Here is a 23,558-nt window from a genome sequence, read left to right on the forward strand (position 1 = left end):
TAATCCTCTTTGCGTCCTACGCCTAATATATTTCTCAAATGATTTATGACAAAAAACTATTTTTATTGCAAAAACTGACTCATAACATAGTTACTTAAATCAATCCCTCGGGAAGTGAGTCGGTAAAAACCATCCTTAAATTCCATCAACCCGTCCTGTTCTAGTCTATCAAGTATCTGTCCATAAACATTGCGAATATTCTGGCCAAAGTTGCTGACAAATCCATGAGCCGATACTCCTTCTGTCAAACGGAGTCCCAGGAACATATACTCTTCCATCTTTTCCTCGATGGAAAGACGCTCTAATTCTTGCCTGAGTGCCTGATGAAAGCCTTCCTCCTGATCAAAATGGGCATTGCGATAATCATTTAAATCCGTGGTATTGTGAAAGCGACATCCATTCATATAGGAGGAAGCTCCAAGTCCCAGACCAAGGTATTCCATGCCGGTCCAATACCCAATATTGTGGCGGCATTCATATCCCTTTTTCGTGTAATTAGAAATTTCATACCGTTCATATCCCTGCTCCAATAAAAACTCTTGGGTGAGATAATACATCTCTCGTTCAGAGTCCTCGTCAGGGAGGTCTGGCAATGCCATTAACAGCCTTCGCTCTTCCTTTGTCATCGCATGGCTTTCCATCTCCACATGATCCCCGTATCTGTCGTAAAAAGGAGTTCCTTCTTCTATAATAAGGCTATAGGCGGAAATGTGCTCTGGCTTCAACATGGTCACCTTTTTTAAGGTGTTTTTCCATGACTCCACGGTCTGTCCTGGAATTGCAGATATTAAATCTACATTTACATTATCAAAACCTGCCATTCGCACCCTTTGATAACTTTTCAAAAAGGCATCATACGTATGAATTCTGCCAAGATAACGAAGTTCCTTATCATCGGCAGACTGAAGTCCCATGCTGATACGGTTGACCCCAGCATTCCGGTAGCTTAAGAGCCCTTCCTGGGTCACAGTGCCAGGATTGGCCTCCATGGTAACCTCTGCATGAGGATGAATGTCAAACCGGGTTCTTAAGGCATTTAAGACAGCTTCCATATCTTCTGTCTTTAATATAGAAGGAGTGCCCCCACCGATAAAGATACTGATCACCTGATATTCTTTTGCATAGGCACTTTGATACTCGATCTCTTCTATCAATTTTTCTGTATAATCTCTTTGCACACACTCATTTCCGGAGAAGGAAAGGAAATCACAATATGCACATTTACGTGCACAAAATGGGATATGCACGTAAATCTCCAAACTTTTTTTATTCATCATCTAATTTCAGTACGCTCATAAATGCCTTCTGTGGTATCTCTACGTTACCGACCTGACGCATACGTTTTTTACCTTCTTTCTGTTTTTCAAGAAGTTTTTTCTTACGTGAAATATCTCCACCATAACATTTGGCGAGTACATCTTTTCTCATAGCCTTAACGGTCTCACGAGCAATGATCTTGCCGCCGATGGCTGCCTGAATCGGAATCTCAAAAAGCTGCCTTGGTATCTCATCTTTCAGCTTTTCACACATTCTCCTTCCTCTATCATAGGCAGATTCTGCGTGAACGATAAAGGATAACGCATCGACTTCTTCTTTGTTGACCAGGAGGTCCAGCTTTACAAGCTCGGAACGCTCATAGCCTTTTAATGTATAATCAAAGGAAGCATATCCTTTGGAACGGGATTTTAATGCGTCAAAGAAATCGTAGATGATTTCATTAAGAGGAAGCTCATATTTTAATAAGGCTCTTGTGGTTTCCATATATTCCATGCCAAGATAAACACCGCGTCGTTCCTGACAAAGAGTCATAATCGATCCTACATATTCCGTAGTAACCATGATCTCCGCACTTACTATTGGCTCTTCCATATATTCAATTTCTGTTGGATCTGGAAGGTTTGATGGGTTCGTCAGTTCTAGCATTCCGCCATTTCTTTTATATACCCGGTAAACAACGCCTGGGGCCGTGGTTACAAGATCCAAGTTGTATTCTCGTTCCAAACGTTCCTGGATTACCTCTAAATGGAGCAACCCTAGAAATCCGCATCGAAAACCAAAACCAAGGGCAAGAGATGTCTCTGGCTCAAAGAACAGGGAAGCATCATTTAACTGAAGCTTTTCCAGTGCCTCACGAAGATCATTATAGCGTGCCCCGTCTGCAGGATAAAGTCCGCAATAAACCATAGGGGTCACTTTTTTATATCCCAAAAGCGGCTCTGCACATGGTCTTGCTGCATGTGTGATGGTATCGCCTACCGAAGTATCTTTTACATTCTTTATACTGGCGGTTAAATAACCTACCATGCCGGCTCTTAATTCATCACAAGGAATAAACTGTCCTGCTCCAAAATAACCTACCTCAACCACTTCTTCCACTGCTTTGGTCGCCATCATAAGCACTTTATCGCCTTTTTTTACAGTTCCTTCCTTGACTCGGAAAAATATAATAACCCCTCTATAAGTGTCGTAAAGAGAGTCAAAAATCAGCGCTCTTAAAGGTCCCTCGGGATCTCCCTCTGGGGCAGGAATCTTTTTAACGATAGCTTCTAAAACATCTTCCACATTCAATCCGGTCTTTGCAGAAATGCGGGGAGCATCATGAGCTTCTATGCCTATGACGTCTTCAATCTCTTGCACGACACGCTCTGGGTCAGCACTTGGAAGATCAATCTTATTGAGTACTGGAAAAACATCTAAGTTATGATCCAGCGCCAGGTATACATTGGCAAGGGTCTGAGCCTCGATTCCCTGGGAGGCATCTACGACTAGAATAGCGCCATCACAAGCTGCAAGGCTTCTGGAAACCTCATAGTTAAAATCCACATGACCAGGTGTATCAATCATGTTAAAAATATACTCCTGACCATCTTGTGCTTTATATACGGTACGAACGGATTGAGCTTTGATGGTAATTCCTCTTTCTCGTTCCAAATCCATATTGTCAAGAACCTGAGCCTGCATTTCCCTGCTGGTAAGCAGTCCGGTCTTCTCTATAATTCTGTCTGCAAGGGTTGACTTCCCGTGATCAATATGAGCGATAATACAAAAATTGCGTATCTTATTCTGCTGGACAGCTGCCATAAAGTAACTCCTCTTTTCTGATGTTTCTGGTCGATTCGGGCGCTTCTAGTTAAAAAAGAGACAATCCGCCAAAAATCTTATGATATCCTTAAAAATATACCATTTTTTTAATTTCCTTGCAACACCATATCCAAAACTTCTGCGAGGGGGTCCATGGCATTTAACGCTTCCTGGTATGTATTGGTCTGAGCACCTACCTCGATTAAGGCAGATCTTGCTCTTAAATGTTGATTATAACGGAGTCCTTTTATATAAACTTTTCTGGTCAGATTCGGAAAATAAGCTGCTGCGTCCAATTGCATTTGAAAACTAAAAGCCAGATTTTTCTCACGAAATGGATTTGCCAGGTATTCAATGGGACCCTCTGGCGTCTGGCTGACACCGTTAAAAAACATTAAGGGAGCCGTAGGTTTTCCATTGACCTGATTTACCATATGCAGGCTTTCATTTACCCCATCTCTATGAACATCTAGTACTACGTCAATGGATGGATTCTTTTGAAGGATCCCGGTAATTCCATCCAAAGCATAAGTATATGCTTTATTCCGGTCTAGTTTTCCATTTTGCAAATCATAGACTGTTGTATCGTGGATGACATTATATCCTTTTTCTGTGAGGAGCTTTGTTAAATAGTTGCCTAATCCTACAACGGTCGCATCTGGCTTGTTCGGTCCATGATCCGCATATTCTTCCTGGGAGTGGGTGTGATAGATAAGAATCTGAGGTTTGTCATTTCCTCCCTTTAAGGTGAAATCTTCTGATAGAAATTCATTTGCCTTCATAAGATCTCTTCCTGCTGTTGTAGAAGTGTGAACACTATAAAAATGCTTCATCATGAAATCATAGTCAGCCAATTGATCTTTTAAATATGTGGTTCCCACAATGGGCCATATACTGCTTGATGCACAGGTAAGGCTATCATCTTTATTTACCGTTTTATTATGATCTTTTAGTGGTTCATTAACCCCAGCTATTTCCTTAGCAGATGTTACGTTGCCCTGATCTGTTGCCGTATTCTCTCCGGCTTTTGCATTTGCTTCTCCTGATTTCATTGTTGGAGATCCCGCATTTACTGAGCCATCTTCACCGCTCTCTTCTCCACCATCATACAGAAGAAACCCATGTTCCTCGTAAAACTTACCACTTTCTATATAACCACGATAAGAGGGATCTGCTTCTTCATAGTCTATATCTCCTTTTTTACTGTCACTGGAATAACGGTAAAGAGGAGAACGGCTTACAAAAAAATGAAACAGTGCACTTCCCATAGATTCATCTTTTTTTTCAGAACTGCTTTTACTATTTTCTTCATCCCACACAACTGCAGGATACTGGTGTCTCCAGATATAGGAGACACCAAAGCCAGCTCCTTCTTTTACCAGTACCTCTGCTTTACTAAAATCAGCCTTTTTCCCAACTTGGGAAGCTTCCCTAATGCCTAAGAAAACGGCCAAAATAAGGCTTACTGTGATCATCAAATTTTTAATTATCCGGTTTAGGAAACCATTACTTTTTTTCATAGCCGCCTTCCTGCACTATCATTCTTAATATCCTATGCAGAAAGCCTGTATTTTACTACGATTCTTCCTGTCCCAAAAATGCCAGGTGAATTCCTTCTGAGATGGTAAAGCTCAACTCCTTGACTGTCTCATCAATATCTGGAGGTGTTACATAAAGAGCACCAAATTCTGGCTCTAACAGCTCTTTAATCAGGTTATACTGATCATCCGAGCTAAGCTTCTCAACAAAATCCCCCATGCCCTTTGTTTCCATTTTATTGGATAAGGCCCCAATCATAGCAGATACTGTATCGTGTACAATGGCCGCAGCTCCCACTACCGTTGGCACACCGATGGCCATTACAGGTATCCCAAGGCTATCTTTTGTCAGACTAACCCTGTGATTTCCAACACCAGAGCCAGGATGAATGCCTGTATCTGTTAGCTGTATGGTTGTTCCAAGGCGCTTGACACTCCTAGCCGCCAAAGCGTCAATGGCAATGATTAGGTCAGGTTTTGTCTCCATGATAATTCCTTTTAAAATCTCCGCACTTTCCATACCGGTCTGAGCCATTACCCCCGGTACGATTCCGCTGATTATTGGCATGCTTCTTCCTTTTAGAAAGTCATCTCCATATTGGACCTTTAAATGCCGCGTTACCTGTAGATTATTAAGGACTCTTGGTCCCAATGAATCTGGGGTAACAGAGGAATTGCCAAGTCCTGCTACCAGCACGTGGAAATCTGGTTTCCTGAACTTTTTCCCTTCCAAAAGGCGCTCAATTTGGGAGGCTAGTTCTTCGGACACCTCCCTGTGATAATCTTCATCCTTTTTGGAGAGCTCATCGGCCTCCAAAGTAATGTAGGTGCCAACGGGTTTACCCATGGCTTTTTCACCTTTTTTGTCTAAAATTTTAACTTCCGTCATTTTAATTCGGCTGCCGGAACGATGCCATTCTCTTAGAGATACACCCGAGATCTCACCACCATCACCAGGAAAACTTTCTTTCTCTTCTACCGCCAGATCTGTACGCACTTCAAATGTGTTTTCCATTTTTTCCTCCTTTCCAGCTTATCATAGGTATTTTCTGCAAAAAAGCAGGAATTATGTATTGACATATGGGACGATATTCGTTAAAATATAAAGGTATGTTTACATTGAACTGTCCGTGTCCAGACTTTGATGCAAAACAAAGAATAATCATATAACAGTATATTGGAGGTGTACAGATTGGCTAACATTAAATCTGCTAAAAAAAGAATCTTAGTTAACGAAACTAAGGCTGAAAGAAACAAAGCGACCAGATCCAAAGTGAAGACATCTATTAAGAAGGTAGACGCTGCTATTATTGCCGGTGACAAGGCTGCTGCTCAGGCAACATTAATCAGCGCTATCACAGAGATTGACAAGGCTACAACTAAAGGCGTATATCATAAGAACAACGCTTCCAGGAAAGTATCCAGAATCTCTAGAGCTGTTAACGCAATGGCTTAATTCATAGAACAGAATTTTATCCCATTCGGTTTAACCCGCTGAGTGGGATTTTTTGTTGCCTTTTTTGGCAAAAAGAAAAAAGCGGGGTCGATTTATGAAAGCAGCCCTCTGTCAATTTGACAGGGAGCTATTCTCATATCCGGCACTCGCCTTTTCTATATAATATTTAGTGCACCTTTGTCATCCGTGCCGAGCGTCATAGTTCCTTCCGACATGATGCCGTCTTTGGTCGCCCGGTATAGCTCTTCTTTCCAGACAATCCACTGATCCTTTGCCATGGAACCATCACTTGTTAAGAAATACCATTTTCCATCAGAGCCGGTTTTCCAGGTATCTTTTACCATATATCCAGCTCCATCAAACCAATACCATTTCTCTCCGTCTTTGTACCAGTCATTTTTTACAAGGTTCCCGGTATCTCCTAGATAAAACTTCCAACCGCTTTCATCTTCTACCCAACCTGACTTTATTTCGGATGCAGTTACCAGGCCATCCTTAAAGTCCTGCCAGGTATGCTTGGTGTGGTTATAGACATAAGGATTGGGGCAGATTTTTCCTGTAACATCGTAGTGGCGGATGACATGATCTTCTTTGATACCGTATTGCTCCATGAGAGTCTTAGTCAGTTTCTTAGCTTCTCTTACGGTTGCCTCTTCAAAGTACCAATCCCGGCTGGTATCATTCTGAGAACCTTTGTTTCTAACACATAGCTCGATTCCCAGGCTGTTGGTGTTGCGGCATTCTGGATGCTTGTAAGTTTTGGCGCCACAATGCCATGCGATGTTTTTGTCTTCTACAGACTGCCAAATCTCGCCGCTAAAGCCAACAAAGTAATGGGCACTGGCACCAATATATTGAGATGCGTAGTATTTACAGTTGGCTTCTGCTCCTCCCAGAGCGCCTACATAATGAATTACAATATATTTGATACGGCTGAGGTTGCCGTTTGTATAGTTATATGGCGTTAATAATTGATGGATTTCCATATTAGATTCCTTCCCTTCTGCCGGAAAATCCCATATCATCCGGGTCAAAGGATTCCCGGAAACGCTGGATTTCCGTGTAGTCGGCATCGTTTAGGTTTTCCTGGATTCCTATGAGTTCTAGATGGGGCATATCCTTCGTTGATTCGCTTTTTACCATACCTCTCACCTTGTCCTTTCTATACTATTATAATTTTATGATATGAATGTGAAAGGTAGAATGTCCCGGGTGGGGAATGGGACAAATTGTTTTGTAGCCTTGTTTTTCATATCTGGGAAAATTGGGGGATGAAAAAAGTTGGTTTGAGGTTATGGTGTTTGCGATGGTATTTGTGATTTACACGTGATGTTATTTGATTGGTTCTGATTTCTGATTTAAGATATCAATTGCCTTTGTTAATACGGCTGGGAGCGGTATGCCCATTAGTCCAGCGTTTTCTACGATGGATATTAACTCGTTTGCCATAAAACCAATGACGACGGTATCTCTTATGTAGCTTGTCCCAATGGATAGGTCCAGGCGGTGGGCGATTAGGACGAAGAGAAGAGTCATGCTCTTTCTACATAGTCCCTTCCAGCCGGCTCTTGATTCTAAGGCCCCGGTTTCTGTTTTGCTGCTGTTTTTGAAAATTCCGGCAACTGCTAGGCCGGAGAAAAAATCGATGCCCATGAAAAGGATTAGCGTTGCGATACCTGTATCCCACCCTCCGAATAGTGATGCTATGATGCTGCCGATGATGCCTGTGGATGTGCATAATATGTTCTTCATTTTTTTACCTCAATTTTAATTTTATTACAAGTTTACATGGTATCAAACGGATCTAAATAATAATTGTTTTAAACTAAATATAATAGTGATTTACTGGCAAGTATAAGTGATGTCTATAGGCCACCAATTAATTGTTGGAATAGTTGAAGATTGCAAAAATAAGGTTCCATCACTATATGTTCTAAATTCTACGTAGCTTCCATCGATTAATGTACATGTATGTAGCTCTGCCATGGCCGGCGTAAATGGTAATGAGCATATTGAGCTATATGGCTTACCTGCATTTCCCTTTAATAACATATTTATGTGTACGTTTTTCCCGCATCTACTAATTATTCCAAAAGTAGTATCTTGCCAGTATGTAAATCCATTCTGCAGTGTCAATATAGAGCGAGGGTTTAATACTTGTAACGCTAAATCACTATTTAATTTAGTATATAGATCAAATAATGTTTTTCCATACCTTGCATCTAACGCATATCCTTCTAAAGTAGTGTTTCCACTATTGACCAACTTGCCAACGGTAATAATACCAGATTTGAAATTATTAAAATCTTGTATAAACTTTTTAACCTTTCCCAGAAAAATCTTAGTTGTTTCCCCTTGATTTGGAACAGGGAACTCAGTAGATATGGATTCCAATGAGTCAATATTAGTCTCTGAAATATCTCCCCCAGTAGCCGCCACCTTCCCATTCCAGTTACTCTTCTCAGTATCACTAACAAACCGATGAGCCGCATCTGTCGTAACATCTTTCGCATGACCTGAAAACGCAACATCTTTCATCTCTGCAAACCATTTTTTCACCTTCGCAAAAGTAGATGATAATGTCTCCCCAGACTCAATATTCTCTCTTAAAATCTCCTGTTCGAATTCAGTGACTGCTTCTGAAGCGTCCCCATTCCTATCCAGCTTCTTTTTATCCATCTCTGACAGAGAATCATCCAAAATATCCATGGCCTTGTTATACTCTGATATGTCGTAAAAATCATCTGCCTCCGGCTTGGGAAACTTATAATTGTTCGTTTTATTTGCCACTGATAAGCACCTCATTTCTAATATGCCTGTGACTCCAGGCTCCTAATTGTTTGTGTTTAAATCCGCTGAGTAAATGATGCTGGTTATAGAGAAGATCCAGATCAATTACCATATTGCATGGTACGAATTCCTCTAACATTTTCTTCACTTCGTTTAGATTCCGTTTGCTTTTCAATGCGACCTTTACAATGACCTTTTTATCAGGGTCAATATCCAGCGTATATCCATCTTCTCCGCATAACACAGCTAGCCTTTGTCTTAATGTCACTTTGGTATAAGGGATGATCCGGTTCCATTTGGATAAGACTTTAAATCTTCGGTCTGCCAACGTATCCTTGGAAGATGCCTGTAAATGCAGCATCTGCTCATATCGGCGAATGTTATCCAAATCCGAACTCATTATAAATTGATTGTCGAACAATACCTCAGTTTCATCTTCCATGCGCTGAATCTCTGACTGCATGACTTCTTGAATGGTTTTCATTTCTTCATATTCCTTAAGAAAGTCTGGAATATAGGATAATAAATCAACCTCTCGAATCAATTTCAGCCCCCCCATACACTGGAATCTGATACTGGTTCAATTCCAGATTTTCTGGTGCACCGTTAATAAGAGTATTTTTAATATCGTAAATTCCCTCCAGTGCCAGTATTCTGGCTTCCATCTGAGAAATCCTTATAATGCATCCCCGTTCTCCAAGACCTTCCCAGGAGGTTCTGAGCTCTTTTAAATAAGATTCTGCTGCCTCTTTTATCAGTGTTTTAAGAGTCTCTTCCTCATAGCCGTTCTCATACTCCAGAGTGCAGGTTATCCCTACCTTTACTTCCTCCACCGTATCTACCGTTACTACGTGATCAATTGGAGCTAGTCCATCCCCTTTTCCACTGCCAGATGGATCTATGGTTTCCTGCACCGTCTGAATCAGCAGATCCGATGCTTTGTTATAATTGGAATCCAAAATTGTCAGTTTTACGGTGGAAGGTCCATTCCATGCCCTTGTAATCTTTGTGGCCCCTACCCCAGGGATTCCATTTGTTTTGATTAAATAGTCCTTTCGATTTCCGCTGAATGTTTTCTCTGTAAAGGAACTCATGTAAATCTTGCGAAAGGTTTCTGTATCCTCTTCATTTTCTCCTGGAATCAGTAGATCGGTAATCTCCATAGAGGTAAGGCCTGAAATACTTTCAATCGGTATCAAGCGCCCTGTCTGCCTGTTGCCAGCCGTTCCCGCTGTTTCACAGCTTAGCTGATAGATACCATCTCCTACTGTTTTGATAACCGTATAGTAATAAATTCCTAGGCGAAATCGCTGCCCTGGCATAATAACAACCTCTGACGGCGTGGCTTTCGCCTTTATAATCGCATTGGTAGCGGGACTTGGCTCCATTCCTCTCTCTGCAGCTCTTCGAATTAAGTTTTCTCGGGAAGCAGTCTGGGCAAATGTTTCTTTTAAAATAGTATCAAACTCTATGTACACCACTTGCATCTCTGCCGCCGCTGCGGAAATTGCTGTGTAAATGAGAGAGCCTTCTCTTTGATCAAGACCTTGGGGAACCCGGTTTAACATCCGGCTCATGATAGTTTCATAAGTCATATCCTCATACATTAAATACTCACCTCTTTCTCTGCCTCAATTTCCCCCCATTGGGTATGCACGATAAATGTTACATGGAGCTTTCGTTCCACCAAATCAAAAGAAAAGGAGTCCACCTCTGAAATTCTGTCATCCTGTTTCAAAGCTTCCCTGATTCGCTTTTTTATTTTAGCTTTGACTAGCCCTGTTGACTTGCCAAACAAATCCTTTAGCTCTGAACCATAGTTCCAACTATAGATCAGCCATTCAAATCGTTCTGTATTCAAAATACAGTATACCGCCTGCTTCACCGCTTCTAGGCCATCTACCACATCAATGATTTTTTTATTTTCTACGTCCAATCTATATGTTTTTGAAGGTTTCTGAACGATTTTTAAATTCTTTCGTAAAATTTCACTTGTTTTCGGAAGCATAAAGTTCCTCCTTTCCTACCAAGTGCCAATGACTACATACTGCTGTCCGCCTCGTTTTTGAAGAAGAAGCACTTTTTTTCCCATTTTCACTTCTCCTTTTACCTCAACCGTCACTTCTCCCAATCCAGGGATATTCATGATTCGACTGTGATCTTTTAATTGTTCTGGTACCAGAACCTGGGAATGGAACAGAACAATTTTATCACTTAACTGAATTTCAACTGGATTTTCTCTGACCACTGTACCAGGAATCACATCACATGGATCTCCTGCTTCCATAGCCTGAATTACTATCCTTTTTATATTTTCTATCCATTCCACATCAGCCAAAGATATTTGCTCCTTTCAATGTTAAATCCATGGTGTGAGTCCCAGTGTCAATTTTGTGGGTTACGGATTCAACCAATAAATAGTTTTTTAGAACAGTATCTTTTGTATCCAAAATTACTGGAAGAATACAGCCTGCGCGAACCTGGATATCTCCGAAGGCATCCTTAATTGATAAGCTTTTAGATGGACGGTTGTAAATGTTTAAATAATTATCTGCAATTGACTGTCCGTCAACCCCTTCATCAATCGATTCATCTTTTTGTAAAATACCCCACTTGTTTATGTTTTCTGAACTCTTCGTTAGAAATACTTCTCGTTTTTTTGTGTTTTTATCTTCACGATATAGCTTGATCTGATTGTAGGTGTTGCTGTCAATGCTGATCTTATAGTCATAATCAAGGGCTGTTTTATTATCAATGACTACATTTAGCTTCATATTCTCTGCATCTTTTAAGGTCAGCTTTCCTGCATTGTCGTAAAAAACAAATATCTTCTTTTTATGCATCATAGCTATGTCCATATTAGTGGTGATAATATCAAATAGAGTCTTGTCCTTCTCATTTCTGATAATCTTCTCCCCTGTATCTTCCAGTTCCCCAACCTCAAGGTTATAGTCTCCGGCAATCATTTTAATGACTTCACCAGCCGTTAAGTCAACATAGTTATAACTATCTTTATTTTTTAGATATCGTAGCTGATCATAAGCGCTTACCTTTACCAGACCGTCACTGTTCCAACTTCTTTCAAATATGAAGCCAAAGAAAACCGGAGTCCCATCTACATCCAGTCGGAGGGCATTGCCCTCCTCAATTTTTAGGATGTTGTCAGGGATCAGGGTAAACGTGCATTTTCCAGGCTGACCTTTGCGCTGCGTCTCCCAGGTGATACTCCCCTGGACTACTGGCTCGTAGACGGTCTCACCATTTTGAATGTATAAATGTGCTTCCACTGTTCCCCTCCTTTCTATGGCAATGCGAGAATCTGTCCTGGGTAAATCAGATTCGGATTTTTTACCTTGTCCTTATTTAATTGATGAATCTCCTGCCAGCGGCTTCCATTGCCAAGTTGTTTTTTGGCAATAGACCAAAGACAATCACCCTTTACCACGGTATAATTCTTCTCCTGAGGTGCTTCCCCCGAGCGCTCGCCTTCTGCCTGTTCTGATTGGGCATCCCCATTTTCTTTTAGGACAAAATTCAAGATAAGCGTTCCGTAGTGTCTGTACTCTTTCATGGTAAGAGATACAAGAAGATCAAGGCCCTGACTGACATCGTCTGACACCTTATAATCTTCCAGAGTGACGTCCATACTTGTATCAAACAGGCTGTCTCCTCCAAATCCTTCACGGACTACGGTAAATTCGAAGGGTTTTTTGCCCTTTTTTAATGCATCCAGTTTTCCAAGGAAATCTTCTGCATTGTCAATACTCCCATCCCATACGGCGGATGGATAATCCATTTGGGGAATGGTCACATCAATATTGATCTCTGCTAGACCTGCAGGTTTTAAGATATTGATCTCTTCTCCATTTATCAGGTTTGCCGTCTTATTTTGACCACTGTATTTCACGGGAATCTTTTCTGGTGGTAGTGGGAGTAGCATGTCATCTATGTATACTTCATAGGCCATTATCCAGTCACTCCTTCCGCAAACGAATAAAGTGCTTCCGATGTTGAATTATTTAGCATACTGGTAACGCTTTCTGCGTCCGCAATATTTCTAATGTTATTGTTGTTATTGATATCCAGTTTTAAATCCGCTAGCGTAAATCGATTTATAATCTCCTGTTCCGCCACATCTCTCATATATTTTAGTTCTTCATCCATGGAATCCATGGTGTTTGCCATGGCCGCTGTGCTTGCTGCAGTATCACCGGAGTTTTTCGAGATGCTGTCCTGGTATGGTGATAGGTTTGGATTATTTTGTGAATTTAGATTTAAGTTGTTTTGGGTTGCTGATAGGTCAGGTTGATTATCCGCGCCTAAATTGTCGCCATAGTTGTCGGGATCAAATGGTTTGTTTTGACCGCCTAAAATATCTTTGATATTTCCAAATTCGCCTTTTAACAAACCATTTTTTGCTCCTCCTTCATAGCCCTTTTTAGCCTCCTCCTCAACATTTTTAAATTCAGGTTTGAAATTAAATTCTTCCATTACTTTTTTAGCATCTAAGTTTTCTAATTTCTTATTAACTTCGTCATCTTTGTTTTTCTTGTCTTCCAATTTTTTTTCCACTATTTTTTGGATAGAAGAAAACTTTTCTCTCTGTGCTGTAATCGTAGCTTCAAATTTAGATCCAAAAATTGCATCTATTCCCGCCGCAACTTTTTGAAGTGCCCCAAAAATATTATCAACCATGGTAAAAAACAAACTAATTACAGTCTTAATTGGAGGAGTAAATACGTTACTTAGAAAATTTGCGAATTTCCCAAATAGTTGCATAAATACTGCCACAGAAGTAAAAAAGATCACACCAATACCGGTAAAGATATTATGAATAACAGCTGCCATTGCACTAAAAAATCCACTTATTAATCCGGTTGCACTTAAAGTAGTCCCCGTAAACTTATTAACTAATGCAATCACTGCAAAGAAAACCACAATTAGAATTATTACAGCTGCTATTATTAAACCAATTGGAGAAGCCCAAAACGCTGCGTTTAAAGCGGTCTGAGCAGCTGCCAGAACCATAGTAGCTGCAGCTGAAACTAAATCACAGGCTGCCTTTGCATTTAGAGCCGCAATAATTCCAAAAAGTATAGGTGCTATAATGGACCAATTGTCAGAAATAAAACCTCCCACTATTCCAATACCAAGTCCCAACATACCAAATATTCCATTAATCTCGTCCACTTTTCCTTGGAGTCCAGCAGTAAAATCATTTATTATATTAGTAATAAAGGTAACTGCGGTTGTCATTGGACCCGCTAATCCTCCATTTATAGTATTGGCAAGTGAGGATATTGCACCGCTGGCATTGTTGAATTTAAGTTGATTTAATTCGTCTAAGTGTTGGGAGGATAAACTTACTGAACCATTTAATTCAGATAGTGCCTCTAGTCCCTGTTGTCCTAATTCTCCCCATGAGTTACCAAACAATTTTGTTCCCGCAATATTTTTGCTTACAGGGTCATCCATAGCGTTTAGGGCATTTACCGTTTCCAAAAATGCTTGCTTTGCTGTTTCTCCACCACTGCCAAATGCTTCCGTCATCCTTCCTGCATCAAGTCCCAAAGAAGCAAATCCATCTGAAGCATCTTTTCCTCCGCTGACAGCCTTTTGTGAGAATTCAGTTACAGCATTGCCAATGGAGCTGATTGAAACATTGCCATTTTGTGCCCCGTTTACCAGCATATTAAACATCTCTTGCCCGCCTAACCCCAACTCCTTAAACTTATCGCTACTTGCATTTATGGTTTCTAGTAAATCACCATTTTTATTTAGTCCTGCCTGGGTTGCCTGTATAATTAAATCAAATGATTCCGCTCCCTGAAGACCAAATTGCTGTTGAAGTGTACCTGCTGATTTAATACTGTCCGTTAGCCCATACCCAAATGCATCCTGTAATAGTAATCCTGCACGAGTTGTCTGTTCTAATCCTTCCCCTGCTTTACCTGTTAGCTGGTTCACTGCTGACAGACTCTGAGCTGCCTCCTGAGGACTTTTACTCATATTATCTGTAAATAGATTTTTGGCACTTTGCTTTGCCATATCCAGGTTCTGCCCCTTCATACCAGTTTGGGCTTGTATGATATTGCCCGAGGCATTTATATTATTCGCCTGAGACATGATATCCAACGGACTATGCGCAATTCCCATCTTATCCAGCCCGCCCACAAAAGACTTCCAGACATCCTTTAGCTTTTTGATCTTTTTTTCGTTATCATCGGTTGCTTTTCCAAGATCCTTTTGCTTTTTTTCAACGTTAGATACGCTATCGGTAATTTCTCTGTATTCACCGTCTATAATATCAAGTTTTTTTCCCATTTTCTCAAAGGATGAAACATTAAAAAATAAGGCATTCATTCTCTGAAAATTCATAAGTGACGTAATGGTTTTTTGGATAGAGTTATCGATTACGCTTAAAGCTGTGCTCATTCCATCATGAATGGCAAGAGAATATTCCACTGAAGCCAAACCTATCTCCTCCTTTCCTATTATGATTGGAAGAACGCCCTTAGGACGTTCTTCCATGTTACCTGTATTTACCTGCCTTTGCCTTATCCGCTTCTTTTTTATCATGCTCAAGCTTTAGCTGCACCGCGGCTATGACAAAAGCTCGTTCATATCGATCCAGGCTTAAAAACTCATGAGGCCATTTGTGGATCTTATGGAGGCAATAGTAAGCAATATTTGCCTCCATATCGCCCCCCTCAATTAGTTTTTTGCTTCTTCTACCTGCTCATCCATTGTGGAATCAAAGCCATTGACCTGCTGAATCTTTTCAAGGTATCCAGCATACTCTCCAGCTGTCAGCATCGCCTTTAATAGCGCATCCGCTCCCATCACATGGTAAGAGTCCTGTAATGCTTTGTCGTTTAAATTAGGATATACGGTACATTCCGATGCCAACTTTCCAAGATATAAGTTAAAGTCTGTCTCCTGGGTATACTGTCCCTTTTTACCGGTGACTGGTACCCTTTTTGTACATTCTTTTCTTAAATCTTCATCTTCTTTTGAAGTAATGGCTTTGATCTCCCATTCTACCGGTTTTTTATTTGCTCCCATGAATCGTTTGGATGCCACATGTTTTTCCTGATCAACCTTTACTGCATTCTGGCTTAAAAAACAACTTAAATCTCCCATAACTTTACTCTCCTTTTTATCTTTACTGCATTCCTGCTATTGTTCCGAAACGTTCTGGCATTTCCCAGCTTTCAAAAGTGAATTCAAACTCTTCTTCCAGATACTCCCCAGTGGCATCAAATTTAGTAAGAAGGCCACCGTTTAAGTTGCAATCCTTTAAAATGATAGTCTGTCTGCCAACGCTTGAAGTCGGATCTTCATTGGTTACCTGAATATCAAAATAAACATCTTTACCAGACTGCTGATACTTGTACAAAATATCACGGAAAATGCTGGTGTTATAATGGAAGGAGGCAGAACCCGTTCCCTTCATTCCAACTGTTTTATTTCCCTTCATAGCCCGTCCTAAAATTGGAATTTCGGATTTGACCTTTTCAATTTTTGCCTCCATTTTTAAAGCCTGCATAAAATTGTAACGCTCATTTTCAATTGTGATAAAACACTCCGCTTTTGCTGCGCTGATTGCGTCCCATGCGTTCATAGTAATATTGCTCATAATTCATCTCCCCTTTCTTAAGATACAACAACAGTCATATATAAAATGCTCATACAGTTAACAGGCTGAACTGGGAAATTAACAACAACAGATCGTCTGCCTTCTCCCTTATCTACCGTAATTGCTTTTGAATCCAAGGCCTCAATGGCTCTTAGAACTGTTAACTGTTTTCCGTATGTAACAATATCATTCCAAAGGCTTACCCTGCCTGCTGCATCATTAGAAATCTTTCCAAGATAGCGGGTGTTGAATAAGGAAGCAATGTCATTTCCAATCTGATCCAGAATTCGGATGGTCTGATTATTGGAGAAATCTTCTCCCTTTTCATTGGTATAGGTAACCAGAGTATTGATGTCAGTAAGGACTCTGATGTTTTTGCCAACCTTGTGAAACAGGAATTTTCCTTCCTTCATTCCACCTGCAAGCTGGGTCTGTGAATAAGATACCTTTACGGTGAACTCTCCATCATAGACCCTGTTTTCATTGGTTTTATTAATCTCACAAGCTGCTTCTGCACCTGCTACCCAGTAAACTAGACCAGAAACCGCTTCTTCTGTTTCGTTTTCTACGGAAATAATTCCTTCATGGTCTGCTTTTACATACTGATGTAAAACGGTCTGGAATTTAATTCCAGCTTCATCTCTTAAACGTTTCGTAAATGCTGCAAACAATGCTTTTACTTTATCGTCGGTTGATGGACAGCAAAGAACCTGGAATGAAGTATTTTCTATTGTTTCAAGAAATGCTGCATAATCCTCTCCAGTCACATTGCTTCCATTGGTTCCTCCCGCAAAGGCACTACCTGCTGTCTCTGCAAGAGGAGCTTCCTTTTTAAAGATTACATAGGCATTGTCTTTTAATTCTGTTGCTGCTGTTACGGACTGGGAATCTACTTCTCTGCCGTCAAACAATGTTCTTACATCAAATTTCTTTGCGTCATCAACATTTTTTGAGATTAAAGTCATAAGGCTGTTACCACGTTCGCCGGAGTATTTTGCTGTGCCATAATCATTGGAACTATAAGCCCCACCATTTAGACGATAGAAAATACCTTTTGTCATATTTTTAAACAGCTCTCTAATAGGAAGCATGGCAGCATCATCCGATGTAAAACCAAAAATTTCCTTTGAGTTCTTCTGGAATTCCTCTGCGGTTACCTCAAACACCTGCTTTTCAGGTCCCCAGGACAGAATCATAGGAATTGCTGCTACGCCTCTGTTTCCTAAAGATGCTCTAGCTGAAACGCTGTTTACAAAATTAATATACGCACCTGGGAACACCTTATTTTGAACTGTAAAATTTCCTCCACCTAACATACTTTCACCTTTCCTTTCATAAATCGATTCATAATCTCATCTGCTTCTGACAGGGAATATAACTTCCCATCTTCTAGCAGAGCGCATAATAGATCACTCTGATTGCAATACCGTTCGGAGCAGACCAGCTGTCTTTTTGTATAACGTTCACTGGCTGTCTGATTTGTTGCTTTTACTTCTTTCTTTGCCAAAACTGCACCTCTTTCATGATAATTTTATGTCTTCCATAGAATCTTCTGATTTAGAAGATTTTAAAACATACATTTCGTAATCTGTCTGGAAGATTAAAGCCTCTTCCTGAATTTTTCCAGTTCTCATGCTACCCCTGATGATTGAACCATCTGCTGCCGTTATGTATTCTAAGTTATCCATTAAAGTATCCAGTACCTCGTTTCGATCTCTGGACGCATATTGGGACTGCCTGGGGTAATACATGATGGAAAGACTTACGCTTCGAAAATAGCGATTTCCATTTACCGGCTTTTCTTCGGCCTGAGTAATACTCACCTCAAAGCATGGAGTTTCCTTCCCCGCCCCCAGGGGATCTGCTGTAATTTGTGCTTCTGGGAATAGGTCCCCAAGCTTTTTCATAACCGCATCCAAAATTTTGTTATACACTTACAACCTCCTTCGCCATATTGCCAATCATTTAAGTCCTTTGCTCTCCAGCTTCCGAGTTTTTGTAGTTATTTTGTCTACTCCGTCATTAAAAAAAATTTCCTCTTTCTTTTTCAATGACGTAATCTTAAGAAGCTGGCACAAGTTTTTAATCTCTCCGGCCTTGAATTCACTCTCATTGTTGATCTTCCGATGAAAGCCATAGCTAGACAACCCCAGTTCCAATGCTATCCACCCTTTTTTCAGACCGGATCGTTTGATTTCTTCCTTCAATCGAACCGTATCCGTCATATTACCCTCCCTTGTAGTCATATCGTCTACATTCATTATCATACTCTCTTGTCCCACTTTTGTCAACATCATTTCCGAAATTTGTTGAATTCTTTTCTACAACGTGGTATAATATAGCTATGGAGGTGATCCAATGGAAATAGGTCAAATCATTAAACGAAGACGGGAAGAACTTGGTATCTCCCAGGAAGAACTGGCGTTAAAGGCAGGCTACAAATCTCGTTCTTCTATTAATAAAATTGAAGTAGACGGCAGAGGACTTCCACAGTCTAAGATTGAGTCGATTGCAAAGATACTTAAAACTACTCCAGCTTTTCTTATGGGTTGGGAGAATGATGCTGCATCTGCTTTCGATTATGTGAATAACTGTTTTGGTACAGATGCTGGGGAAATCCTTGAGAATTTCCACAGCATGAATGAAAAAGGTCAAAAAGAAGCGTTAAAGCGTGTCAGGGAAATGGTACACATACCTGAATACATCAAAGAACAAAACAATATAAGAACATTAAGTCCAAAGGACAAGTCTTATCTCTTACCCGTTGCCTCTCATGAAAGAACGGACATTGAAGTAACGGAAGAGATGAAGAGACACGATGATGCATTTTTTGATGAATAATATTAACTCGCTGGGGTGATTTGTTTGAATTATGAAGCGTTAACTGAAGAAGCAGAATTAATTGGAATTATGATTAAAGAAAGGCCGCTTAAGGCCAATGATGGGCGGATTAACGGAGATAAGATACTGATCCGCCAAAACATGCCGGATTGCAAAAAGGCCTGCGTCTTGGCAGAAGAACTTGGACACTATTACACTACGGTAGGGGATATTTCAGATCAGTCTGAAGTTTCCCATCAAAAGCAGGAACGAACCGCCAGGCTTTGGGCATATAATAAGATGATTACTTTAGATAAACTGGTGGCTGCCAAGGAGGCCGGGTGCCGTAATGGCTATGAGGTCGCAGAATATCTAGAGGTAACCGAGGAATTTTTCTACGAAGCCATCAACTGCTATCAGGCAAAATACGGGAAAGGATTTCAAAAAGATGATTATTTGATCCTTTTTGAACCTTTTAATATTTATAAGTTAATGGATTGAGCATGTTCTCTCTCCTGCACAGTTTTTATACATATAATATCCCGAGGTGATGTCTTTATGCAATCCTGTGAACTTGTCATGTTTGTGTCTTCTCTGGCCTGCTGCATTGCCAAAGACAAGACCGATGAAGAAATCGCACTGTTAAGTTGTATCTTCTCACAGCTTGGTGACACTCTAGGAACTATCTCCGCACAGGAGGCTTTATGCTCCTGTAGTGAAGATAAGGATCCATGCTGCTGCGAAGATCAGGACTAGAACCCTGTGCATCAAAAGCACATGAGAAAAACCCAAAAGCGTACATAGATACATCACACTTTTGGGTTTTATTTTATTGTAATTAATATTTTCTGGTAATCAATAACTCCACTGCCATACGATCTCCTAGACGTCCCGTCTTTACTGCTTCTTCTGCATCCACACAGAGATTTACATAAGACAAGATATCTTCTTTAGAAAAGGACCTGGCCTGTGGTATAAGCTTTCCTGCTGCAAAGGTTGGTACCTTAAGCTTTGTGGCAATCCCAGTCTTATCAAGCCCTTTTCCCATTAACTCCTTTACCTGCAATAATTGATTAAATTGCCTAGCAATCAAAAATAGGATTCTCATAGGCGGTTCTTTTAAGGTCAGCAGATCTTCGTATAAATCCATGGCTTTTCTAGTTTGTCTATTTACAATGGCTGCTACCATATCAAATATCTTATTGGTAACACGCTCCGTACAAATAGTCTCCACATCATCAGCCTCAATTACCTCACGCCCCAAAGTATAGCTGATTAACTTCTCTAACTCCATTTTGATGTTTTCCATATCATCGCCTGTCTTATGAAGAAACAGCTCCATGGTATTGCCGGTAATTTTTTTCCCTTCTCTGCCTAATATGGTTCCTGCCCACTTTGCAAGCTGGTTTAGATTCTGACGTTCCATCTCACAGGTATAACCAACTTCTTTTACCTTTTTAAACATCTTGCTCCGCTTGTCCACTTCTGATTCCACAAAGATCATACAAGTAGTTTCCGGAACCTGAGGCAGATAGGATAAAAGCTCGTCCGCTGGGCTTTTAAAAAATCCACTATCCTCTATTAGTATCAGCCTCTTTTCTGCAAAAAAAGGCATGGTATCAGATAAACTTATAAGCTCCCTTACATCAATTCCTTTCCCATCAAACTGGTTAAAATTAACGGTATCTCCTTGGGTAATGGATGCTTTTAACTGGTTTTTATAACTATTCTTTAAAAATGTCTCTTCTCCAAATAGCAAGTAGACTAATTTAAAGCTTTGTTCTTTCATATCCTGAGCTAACGTCTGCATGATGTTTCCTCTCTCTTTCTTACTTTTATTATACCCATAGATTCACTCCTCGTCAACGAAGCCGGTAAATTGTATGTTAGATCCATCGGTCCACAAGCGGATAGCTCCATTTTTTGCTGTCTCAAATACTCTTACATCACGCTCTTTTAACCGCTCCATAACCTCCCTATGGGGATGCCCGTAAGTATTATTCTCGCCATAAGAGATGATAGAAAAACGGGGTGAAACGGCATCAAGAAAGGGGGCACAAGAAGAATAATTGGATCCATGGTGAGCTGTTTTTAACACATTAATTTCAGATAATTCCTTTTGGGATCGCTCCAAAAGTTTCATCTCCCCCTTTTCTCCCATATCCCCGGTAAATAACATATGACAATCTCCAAAGTCCATTTTAAGTACCTCAGACTGATCATTTACATCTTCTGGGACATCCTCAATGTTTGGATAGAGACAGGATATCTTTAGCTCCTCTACTCGCATCTCTTCTCCCCCAGCCAAATATTTAACCTTGGTTCCCCGCTTATTGGCTAGAACCTCCAGTTCCTTTATTTTCTCATCCTCCTTACCGTGATAAGGGAGCATGATGGTTGTTATCTTAATATCTTTGCTTTCTTCTAAAAGAAAACGGACACCACTGATATGATCAAGATCTCCATGGCTAACAAAGGCATAGTCAATAACAGATACTCCAAGGCTTTTTAGACATGGCTCCAACGTGTATTTCCCCAAGGTCTTTTTGGAGGAACTGCCACCATCGATAAGTACCGCTGAAGTCCCCGTACGAAGAAGAATACCGTCTCCCTGACCTACATCAAGAAAATTAGCTTCCAACCCAGAAACTGGCGCAGGTTTAAATAGCAGGATACAGATACCATATACTGAAAACAAAAGAATCAAGCGCAGAGATAGTGAAATGGATGAAGAAATGGATTTTTCCTCTGTTTTTTTTGGTTTGGGATTTGTTGTAATTGAAAGAAGAAAGAATAGAGCCGCCAAAAAGAATATGTATGCAACAATCCGCTGCGGATTAGGCCTTCCAAATGTTAGATTATAATAGGGGAGCTTTGAAATTTGCCTGCAGGCAAACTCATAAAAGATTAGAATGTAGTTTCCAAGTCCTGCAGCTGCGGTCCCTAGGATGGGACAAATGCTGCCTATAAAGATCACAGCAAGACCAGAATAAACAACTGCATCCATAAGAGGTATCGCTATAAAGTTAAAGAAGATTCCATAGAGAGGAAGTTGATAGAAATGATAAAGCACAACTGGAAGTGTAATCATCTGTATGGCGACGGAAGCCGATATAACTTTGACAAATGGCCTCTCATCCCCCACCCATTTGACCATTAGGGGCATGATCCCTCCAATGGCAAACACAGCACCAAAGGAAAGTTGCACTCCTCCCTGCATAAGGATAAGGGGTGACTTTACTGCTAGAAGAAAAAGCGCAAGGGCAGCCGAAGACAAAAGATCGTAGGTTCTGCCAAGATAAGAAGCTAGAAATGCTATGATCATCATAATCACAGCTCTCTCCACTGACGGGGAACCACCAGATAGGATTCCGTAGAGAATCACAAGCACAGAGCTGATACTTCCAGATATCCCATAGGAAAGCCCCATCTTTCTAAGAATCTTGTAGAAAAACAGACCAATGACCGACATATGCATCCCACTGATAGCGAGAAGATGGGCGATGCCATTCTTCTGATAGAGATCATTGATCTCCTTTGGTATCCCTTCCTTGTCACCAATGACAGCAGCTACAAATATCCCAGCTTCCTTTTCTCCCGTGAGTCTGTAGAAAATTGCGATTATCCAAAGTTTTACCTGACGGATTCCCTCAAGAATGGGATCTTTACGGCTGTCCACAATAACAATATCCTCACCATATAACTTCATATCCAGATCCATGACTTGATAAAAAGATTTTGAATCAAATTCGCCTGGATTTCTTGCCCTGGAAAAGAGATTTGCCTCCCCTTTTACCAGGATTATTTGCCCCACTAAGAGATTCTTAAATCTAGTGGAATCTCCAACTTTCTCATTCTTTAAATCATCTTTAACCGATACCATCAAGCCTTTTACAAACAGGCTATCTGCACTTCTTTTTCCCTTATACCCCAGCTTCCAGACCTGATTGTCTTTTAGTGTGATTTTTAGAGTTCCGTCTGCTTCCTCTAGGGAAGTAATTCTCCCCTTTGCTTCCACATAAGTCTTAGAAAGGCTTTGTGCAATTTCTTCCCGCCTTTCCCAGCTTCTTTCGTATTTACATGACCAAGCCATACCAAGGTAGAAAAAGATAAGAGGCAAAAGAACCCACCTGGTATCCCTGCCTCTCCAATAACCATAAAGAATCATCCCGGCTGCAAAAAAAGCCGGAATCAAAAACCATGATGTCAGAGCCAGCAAAGCGGCAGTCTCTCC

The 23,558-nt window shown here is 40.6% G+C and carries 28 protein-coding genes; 4 read left to right on the forward strand and 24 right to left on the reverse strand.

Annotated elements, in window-relative coordinates; all coding sequences use genetic code 11:
• Window positions 1–62 precede the first annotated feature (62 nt).
• The 4 genes from hemW to gpr all read right to left on the reverse strand — a co-directional run bounded on the left by hemW (window position 63) and on the right by gpr (window position 5,634).
• Window positions 63–1,277: a radical SAM family heme chaperone HemW gene (hemW, locus tag BET01_RS09360; protein WP_120196539.1), complete on the reverse strand. Its 1,215-nt coding sequence runs from the start codon at window positions 1,275–1,277 to the stop codon at window positions 63–65.
• Window positions 1,267–3,081 carry a translation elongation factor 4 gene (gene lepA, locus BET01_RS09365; RefSeq protein ID WP_120196540.1) on the reverse strand — a complete coding sequence of 605 codons (1,815 nt, stop codon included), beginning with the start codon at window positions 3,079–3,081 and terminating at the stop codon, window positions 1,267–1,269. Before lepA ends, hemW begins: the two co-directional genes overlap by 11 nt.
• A 107-nt stretch (window positions 3,082–3,188) precedes the next feature.
• Window positions 3,189–4,601 (reverse strand): stage II sporulation protein P, encoded by a 1,413-nt coding sequence (locus tag BET01_RS09370; protein WP_120196541.1) that lies wholly within the window; start codon window positions 4,599–4,601, stop codon window positions 3,189–3,191.
• 55 nt (window positions 4,602–4,656) lie between these two features.
• Window positions 4,657–5,634 carry a GPR endopeptidase gene (gene gpr, locus BET01_RS09375; RefSeq protein ID WP_120196542.1) on the reverse strand — a complete coding sequence of 326 codons (978 nt, stop codon included), beginning with the start codon at window positions 5,632–5,634 and terminating at the stop codon, window positions 4,657–4,659.
• 177 nt (window positions 5,635–5,811) lie between these two features.
• On the opposite strand from gpr, the gene rpsT reads away from it, so the two are divergent.
• A complete protein-coding gene (rpsT, locus tag BET01_RS09380) occupies window positions 5,812–6,075 on the forward strand; it encodes a 30S ribosomal protein S20 (protein ID WP_120196543.1) in 264 nt (87 codons plus the stop codon).
• 155 nt (window positions 6,076–6,230) lie between these two features.
• Here the strand turns inward: rpsT and BET01_RS09385 are convergent, their stop codons facing one another.
• The 18 genes from BET01_RS09385 to BET01_RS09460 form a co-directional block, all read right to left on the reverse strand.
• The gene (locus BET01_RS09385) at window positions 6,231–7,061 is read right to left on the reverse strand and encodes a peptidoglycan recognition protein family protein (RefSeq protein WP_120196544.1); all 831 of its coding nucleotides are present in this window, start codon (window positions 7,059–7,061) and stop codon (window positions 6,231–6,233) included.
• Between the two features lies 1 nt (window position 7,062).
• Window positions 7,063–7,218: a hypothetical protein gene (locus BET01_RS21550; RefSeq protein ID WP_158585016.1), complete on the reverse strand. Its 156-nt coding sequence runs from the start codon at window positions 7,216–7,218 to the stop codon at window positions 7,063–7,065.
• A gap of 189 nt (window positions 7,219–7,407) precedes the next feature.
• Window positions 7,408–7,827 carry a phage holin family protein gene (locus BET01_RS09390; RefSeq protein WP_120196545.1) on the reverse strand — a complete coding sequence of 140 codons (420 nt, stop codon included), beginning with the start codon at window positions 7,825–7,827 and terminating at the stop codon, window positions 7,408–7,410.
• A 90-nt stretch (window positions 7,828–7,917) separates the two neighbouring features.
• On the reverse strand, window positions 7,918–8,865 hold the full coding sequence (locus BET01_RS09395; protein WP_120196546.1) for a hypothetical protein: 948 nt from the start codon (window positions 8,863–8,865) through the stop codon (window positions 7,918–7,920).
• A complete protein-coding gene (locus tag BET01_RS09400; protein ID WP_158585017.1) occupies window positions 8,855–9,409 on the reverse strand; it encodes a putative phage tail protein in 555 nt (184 codons plus the stop codon). The genes BET01_RS09395 and BET01_RS09400 overlap by 11 nt, the downstream gene beginning before the upstream one ends.
• Window positions 9,393–10,472: a baseplate J/gp47 family protein gene (locus tag BET01_RS09405; RefSeq protein WP_120196548.1), complete on the reverse strand. Its 1,080-nt coding sequence runs from the start codon at window positions 10,470–10,472 to the stop codon at window positions 9,393–9,395. The genes BET01_RS09400 and BET01_RS09405 overlap by 17 nt, the downstream gene beginning before the upstream one ends.
• Window positions 10,472–10,873, reverse strand: coding sequence for a DUF2634 domain-containing protein (locus BET01_RS09410; protein WP_120196549.1), 402 nt, complete (start codon window positions 10,871–10,873; stop codon window positions 10,472–10,474). Before BET01_RS09410 ends, BET01_RS09405 begins: the two co-directional genes overlap by 1 nt.
• A 15-nt stretch (window positions 10,874–10,888) precedes the next feature.
• Window positions 10,889–11,194 carry a DUF2577 domain-containing protein gene (locus tag BET01_RS09415; protein ID WP_243117177.1) on the reverse strand — a complete coding sequence of 102 codons (306 nt, stop codon included), beginning with the start codon at window positions 11,192–11,194 and terminating at the stop codon, window positions 10,889–10,891.
• Window position 11,195: 1 nt separating this feature from the next.
• On the reverse strand, window positions 11,196–12,152 hold the full coding sequence (locus BET01_RS09420; RefSeq protein WP_120196551.1) for an XkdQ/YqbQ family protein: 957 nt from the start codon (window positions 12,150–12,152) through the stop codon (window positions 11,196–11,198).
• A gap of 14 nt (window positions 12,153–12,166) precedes the next feature.
• Window positions 12,167–12,832, reverse strand: a complete 666-nt coding sequence (locus BET01_RS09425) for a LysM peptidoglycan-binding domain-containing protein (RefSeq protein WP_120196552.1) — start codon at window positions 12,830–12,832, stop codon at window positions 12,167–12,169.
• Entirely contained in the window at window positions 12,832–15,330 is a 2,499-nt protein-coding gene (locus tag BET01_RS09430) for a phage tail tape measure protein (protein ID WP_243117178.1), read from the reverse strand. Before BET01_RS09430 ends, BET01_RS09425 begins: the two co-directional genes overlap by 1 nt.
• A gap of 67 nt (window positions 15,331–15,397) precedes the next feature.
• Entirely contained in the window at window positions 15,398–15,565 is a 168-nt protein-coding gene (locus tag BET01_RS21720) for a hypothetical protein (RefSeq protein ID WP_166428724.1), read from the reverse strand.
• Window positions 15,566–15,579: 14 nt separating this feature from the next.
• Window positions 15,580–16,008, reverse strand: coding sequence for a phage tail assembly chaperone (locus tag BET01_RS09435; protein WP_120196554.1), 429 nt, complete (start codon window positions 16,006–16,008; stop codon window positions 15,580–15,582).
• Window positions 16,009–16,030: 22 nt separating this feature from the next.
• Window positions 16,031–16,504, reverse strand: a complete 474-nt coding sequence (locus BET01_RS09440; RefSeq protein WP_120196555.1) for a phage tail tube protein — start codon at window positions 16,502–16,504, stop codon at window positions 16,031–16,033.
• Window positions 16,505–16,521: 17 nt separating this feature from the next.
• The gene (locus BET01_RS09445; RefSeq protein WP_120196556.1) at window positions 16,522–17,820 is read right to left on the reverse strand and encodes a phage tail sheath family protein; all 1,299 of its coding nucleotides are present in this window, start codon (window positions 17,818–17,820) and stop codon (window positions 16,522–16,524) included.
• Window positions 17,814–18,011, reverse strand: coding sequence for a hypothetical protein (locus tag BET01_RS09450; protein WP_120196557.1), 198 nt, complete (start codon window positions 18,009–18,011; stop codon window positions 17,814–17,816). The genes BET01_RS09445 and BET01_RS09450 overlap by 7 nt, the downstream gene beginning before the upstream one ends.
• A 13-nt stretch (window positions 18,012–18,024) precedes the next feature.
• On the reverse strand, window positions 18,025–18,438 hold the full coding sequence (locus BET01_RS09455) for a phage tail terminator family protein (protein WP_120196558.1): 414 nt from the start codon (window positions 18,436–18,438) through the stop codon (window positions 18,025–18,027).
• A 27-nt stretch (window positions 18,439–18,465) separates the two neighbouring features.
• Window positions 18,466–18,765, reverse strand: a complete 300-nt coding sequence (locus BET01_RS09460) for a toxin-antitoxin system, antitoxin component, Xre family protein (RefSeq protein ID WP_243117173.1) — start codon at window positions 18,763–18,765, stop codon at window positions 18,466–18,468.
• Window positions 18,766–18,862: 97 nt separating this feature from the next.
• Here BET01_RS09460 and BET01_RS09465 point away from each other — a divergent pair, with 97 nt between their 5' ends.
• The 3 genes from BET01_RS09465 to BET01_RS09475 are packed head-to-tail and all read left to right on the forward strand — an operon-like array spanning window position 18,863 to window position 20,080.
• Window positions 18,863–19,345, forward strand: a complete 483-nt coding sequence (locus tag BET01_RS09465; protein WP_120196559.1) for a helix-turn-helix domain-containing protein — start codon at window positions 18,863–18,865, stop codon at window positions 19,343–19,345.
• A 24-nt stretch (window positions 19,346–19,369) separates the two neighbouring features.
• Window positions 19,370–19,825: an ImmA/IrrE family metallo-endopeptidase gene (locus BET01_RS09470; RefSeq protein WP_120196560.1), complete on the forward strand. Its 456-nt coding sequence runs from the start codon at window positions 19,370–19,372 to the stop codon at window positions 19,823–19,825.
• Window positions 19,826–19,882: 57 nt separating this feature from the next.
• Entirely contained in the window at window positions 19,883–20,080 is a 198-nt protein-coding gene (locus BET01_RS09475; protein WP_120196561.1) for a DUF6774 domain-containing protein, read from the forward strand.
• A gap of 82 nt (window positions 20,081–20,162) precedes the next feature.
• Here the strand turns inward: BET01_RS09475 and holA are convergent, their stop codons facing one another.
• Window positions 20,163–21,134 (reverse strand): DNA polymerase III subunit delta, encoded by a 972-nt coding sequence (gene holA / locus BET01_RS09480; RefSeq protein WP_120196562.1) that lies wholly within the window; start codon window positions 21,132–21,134, stop codon window positions 20,163–20,165.
• A gap of 42 nt (window positions 21,135–21,176) precedes the next feature.
• Complete coding sequence (locus tag BET01_RS09485; protein ID WP_158585019.1) at window positions 21,177–23,543, reverse strand: DNA internalization-related competence protein ComEC/Rec2; 2,367 nt, start codon at window positions 23,541–23,543, stop codon at window positions 21,177–21,179.
• Window positions 23,544–23,558 lie beyond the last annotated feature (15 nt).

Source organism: Lacrimispora algidixylanolytica (assembly GCF_003609635.1).
GTDB classification, from domain to species: domain Bacteria; phylum Bacillota; class Clostridia; order Lachnospirales; family Lachnospiraceae; genus Lacrimispora; species Lacrimispora algidixylanolytica.

What these genes read in the sequence shown, in the direction of transcription:
- BET01_RS09370 (WP_120196541.1), bottom strand. Translation starts at nt 4,601, where the DNA reads ATGAAAAAAAGTAATGGTTTCCTAAACCGGATAATTAAAAATTTGATG.
- hemW (WP_120196539.1), bottom strand. Translation starts at nt 1,277, where the DNA reads ATGATGAATAAAAAAAGTTTGGAGATTTACGTGCATATCCCATTTTGT.
- lepA (WP_120196540.1), bottom strand. Translation starts at nt 3,081, where the DNA reads ATGGCAGCTGTCCAGCAGAATAAGATACGCAATTTTTGTATTATCGCT.
- BET01_RS09425 (WP_120196552.1), bottom strand. Translation starts at nt 12,832, where the DNA reads ATGGCCTATGAAGTATACATAGATGACATGCTACTCCCACTACCACCA.
- BET01_RS09390 (WP_120196545.1), bottom strand. Translation starts at nt 7,827, where the DNA reads ATGAAGAACATATTATGCACATCCACAGGCATCATCGGCAGCATCATA.
- BET01_RS09405 (WP_120196548.1), bottom strand. Translation starts at nt 10,472, where the DNA reads ATGTATGAGGATATGACTTATGAAACTATCATGAGCCGGATGTTAAAC.
- BET01_RS09460 (WP_243117173.1), bottom strand. Translation starts at nt 18,765, where the DNA reads ATGAATGTAGACGATATGACTACAAGGGAGGGTAATATGACGGATACG.
- BET01_RS09410 (WP_120196549.1), bottom strand. Translation starts at nt 10,873, where the DNA reads ATGCTTCCGAAAACAAGTGAAATTTTACGAAAGAATTTAAAAATCGTT.
- BET01_RS09385 (WP_120196544.1), bottom strand. Translation starts at nt 7,061, where the DNA reads ATGGAAATCCATCAATTATTAACGCCATATAACTATACAAACGGCAAC.
- BET01_RS21550 (WP_158585016.1), bottom strand. Translation starts at nt 7,218, where the DNA reads ATGGTAAAAAGCGAATCAACGAAGGATATGCCCCATCTAGAACTCATA.
- BET01_RS09465 (WP_120196559.1), top strand. Translation starts at nt 18,863, where the DNA reads ATGGAAATAGGTCAAATCATTAAACGAAGACGGGAAGAACTTGGTATC.
- BET01_RS09475 (WP_120196561.1), top strand. Translation starts at nt 19,883, where the DNA reads ATGCAATCCTGTGAACTTGTCATGTTTGTGTCTTCTCTGGCCTGCTGC.
- BET01_RS21720 (WP_166428724.1), bottom strand. Translation starts at nt 15,565, where the DNA reads ATGGAGGCAAATATTGCTTACTATTGCCTCCATAAGATCCACAAATGG.
- BET01_RS09445 (WP_120196556.1), bottom strand. Translation starts at nt 17,820, where the DNA reads ATGTTAGGTGGAGGAAATTTTACAGTTCAAAATAAGGTGTTCCCAGGT.
- BET01_RS09435 (WP_120196554.1), bottom strand. Translation starts at nt 16,008, where the DNA reads ATGGGAGATTTAAGTTGTTTTTTAAGCCAGAATGCAGTAAAGGTTGAT.
- gpr (WP_120196542.1), bottom strand. Translation starts at nt 5,634, where the DNA reads ATGGAAAACACATTTGAAGTGCGTACAGATCTGGCGGTAGAAGAGAAA.
- holA (WP_120196562.1), bottom strand. Translation starts at nt 21,134, where the DNA reads ATGCAGACGTTAGCTCAGGATATGAAAGAACAAAGCTTTAAATTAGTC.
- BET01_RS09440 (WP_120196555.1), bottom strand. Translation starts at nt 16,504, where the DNA reads ATGAGCAATATTACTATGAACGCATGGGACGCAATCAGCGCAGCAAAA.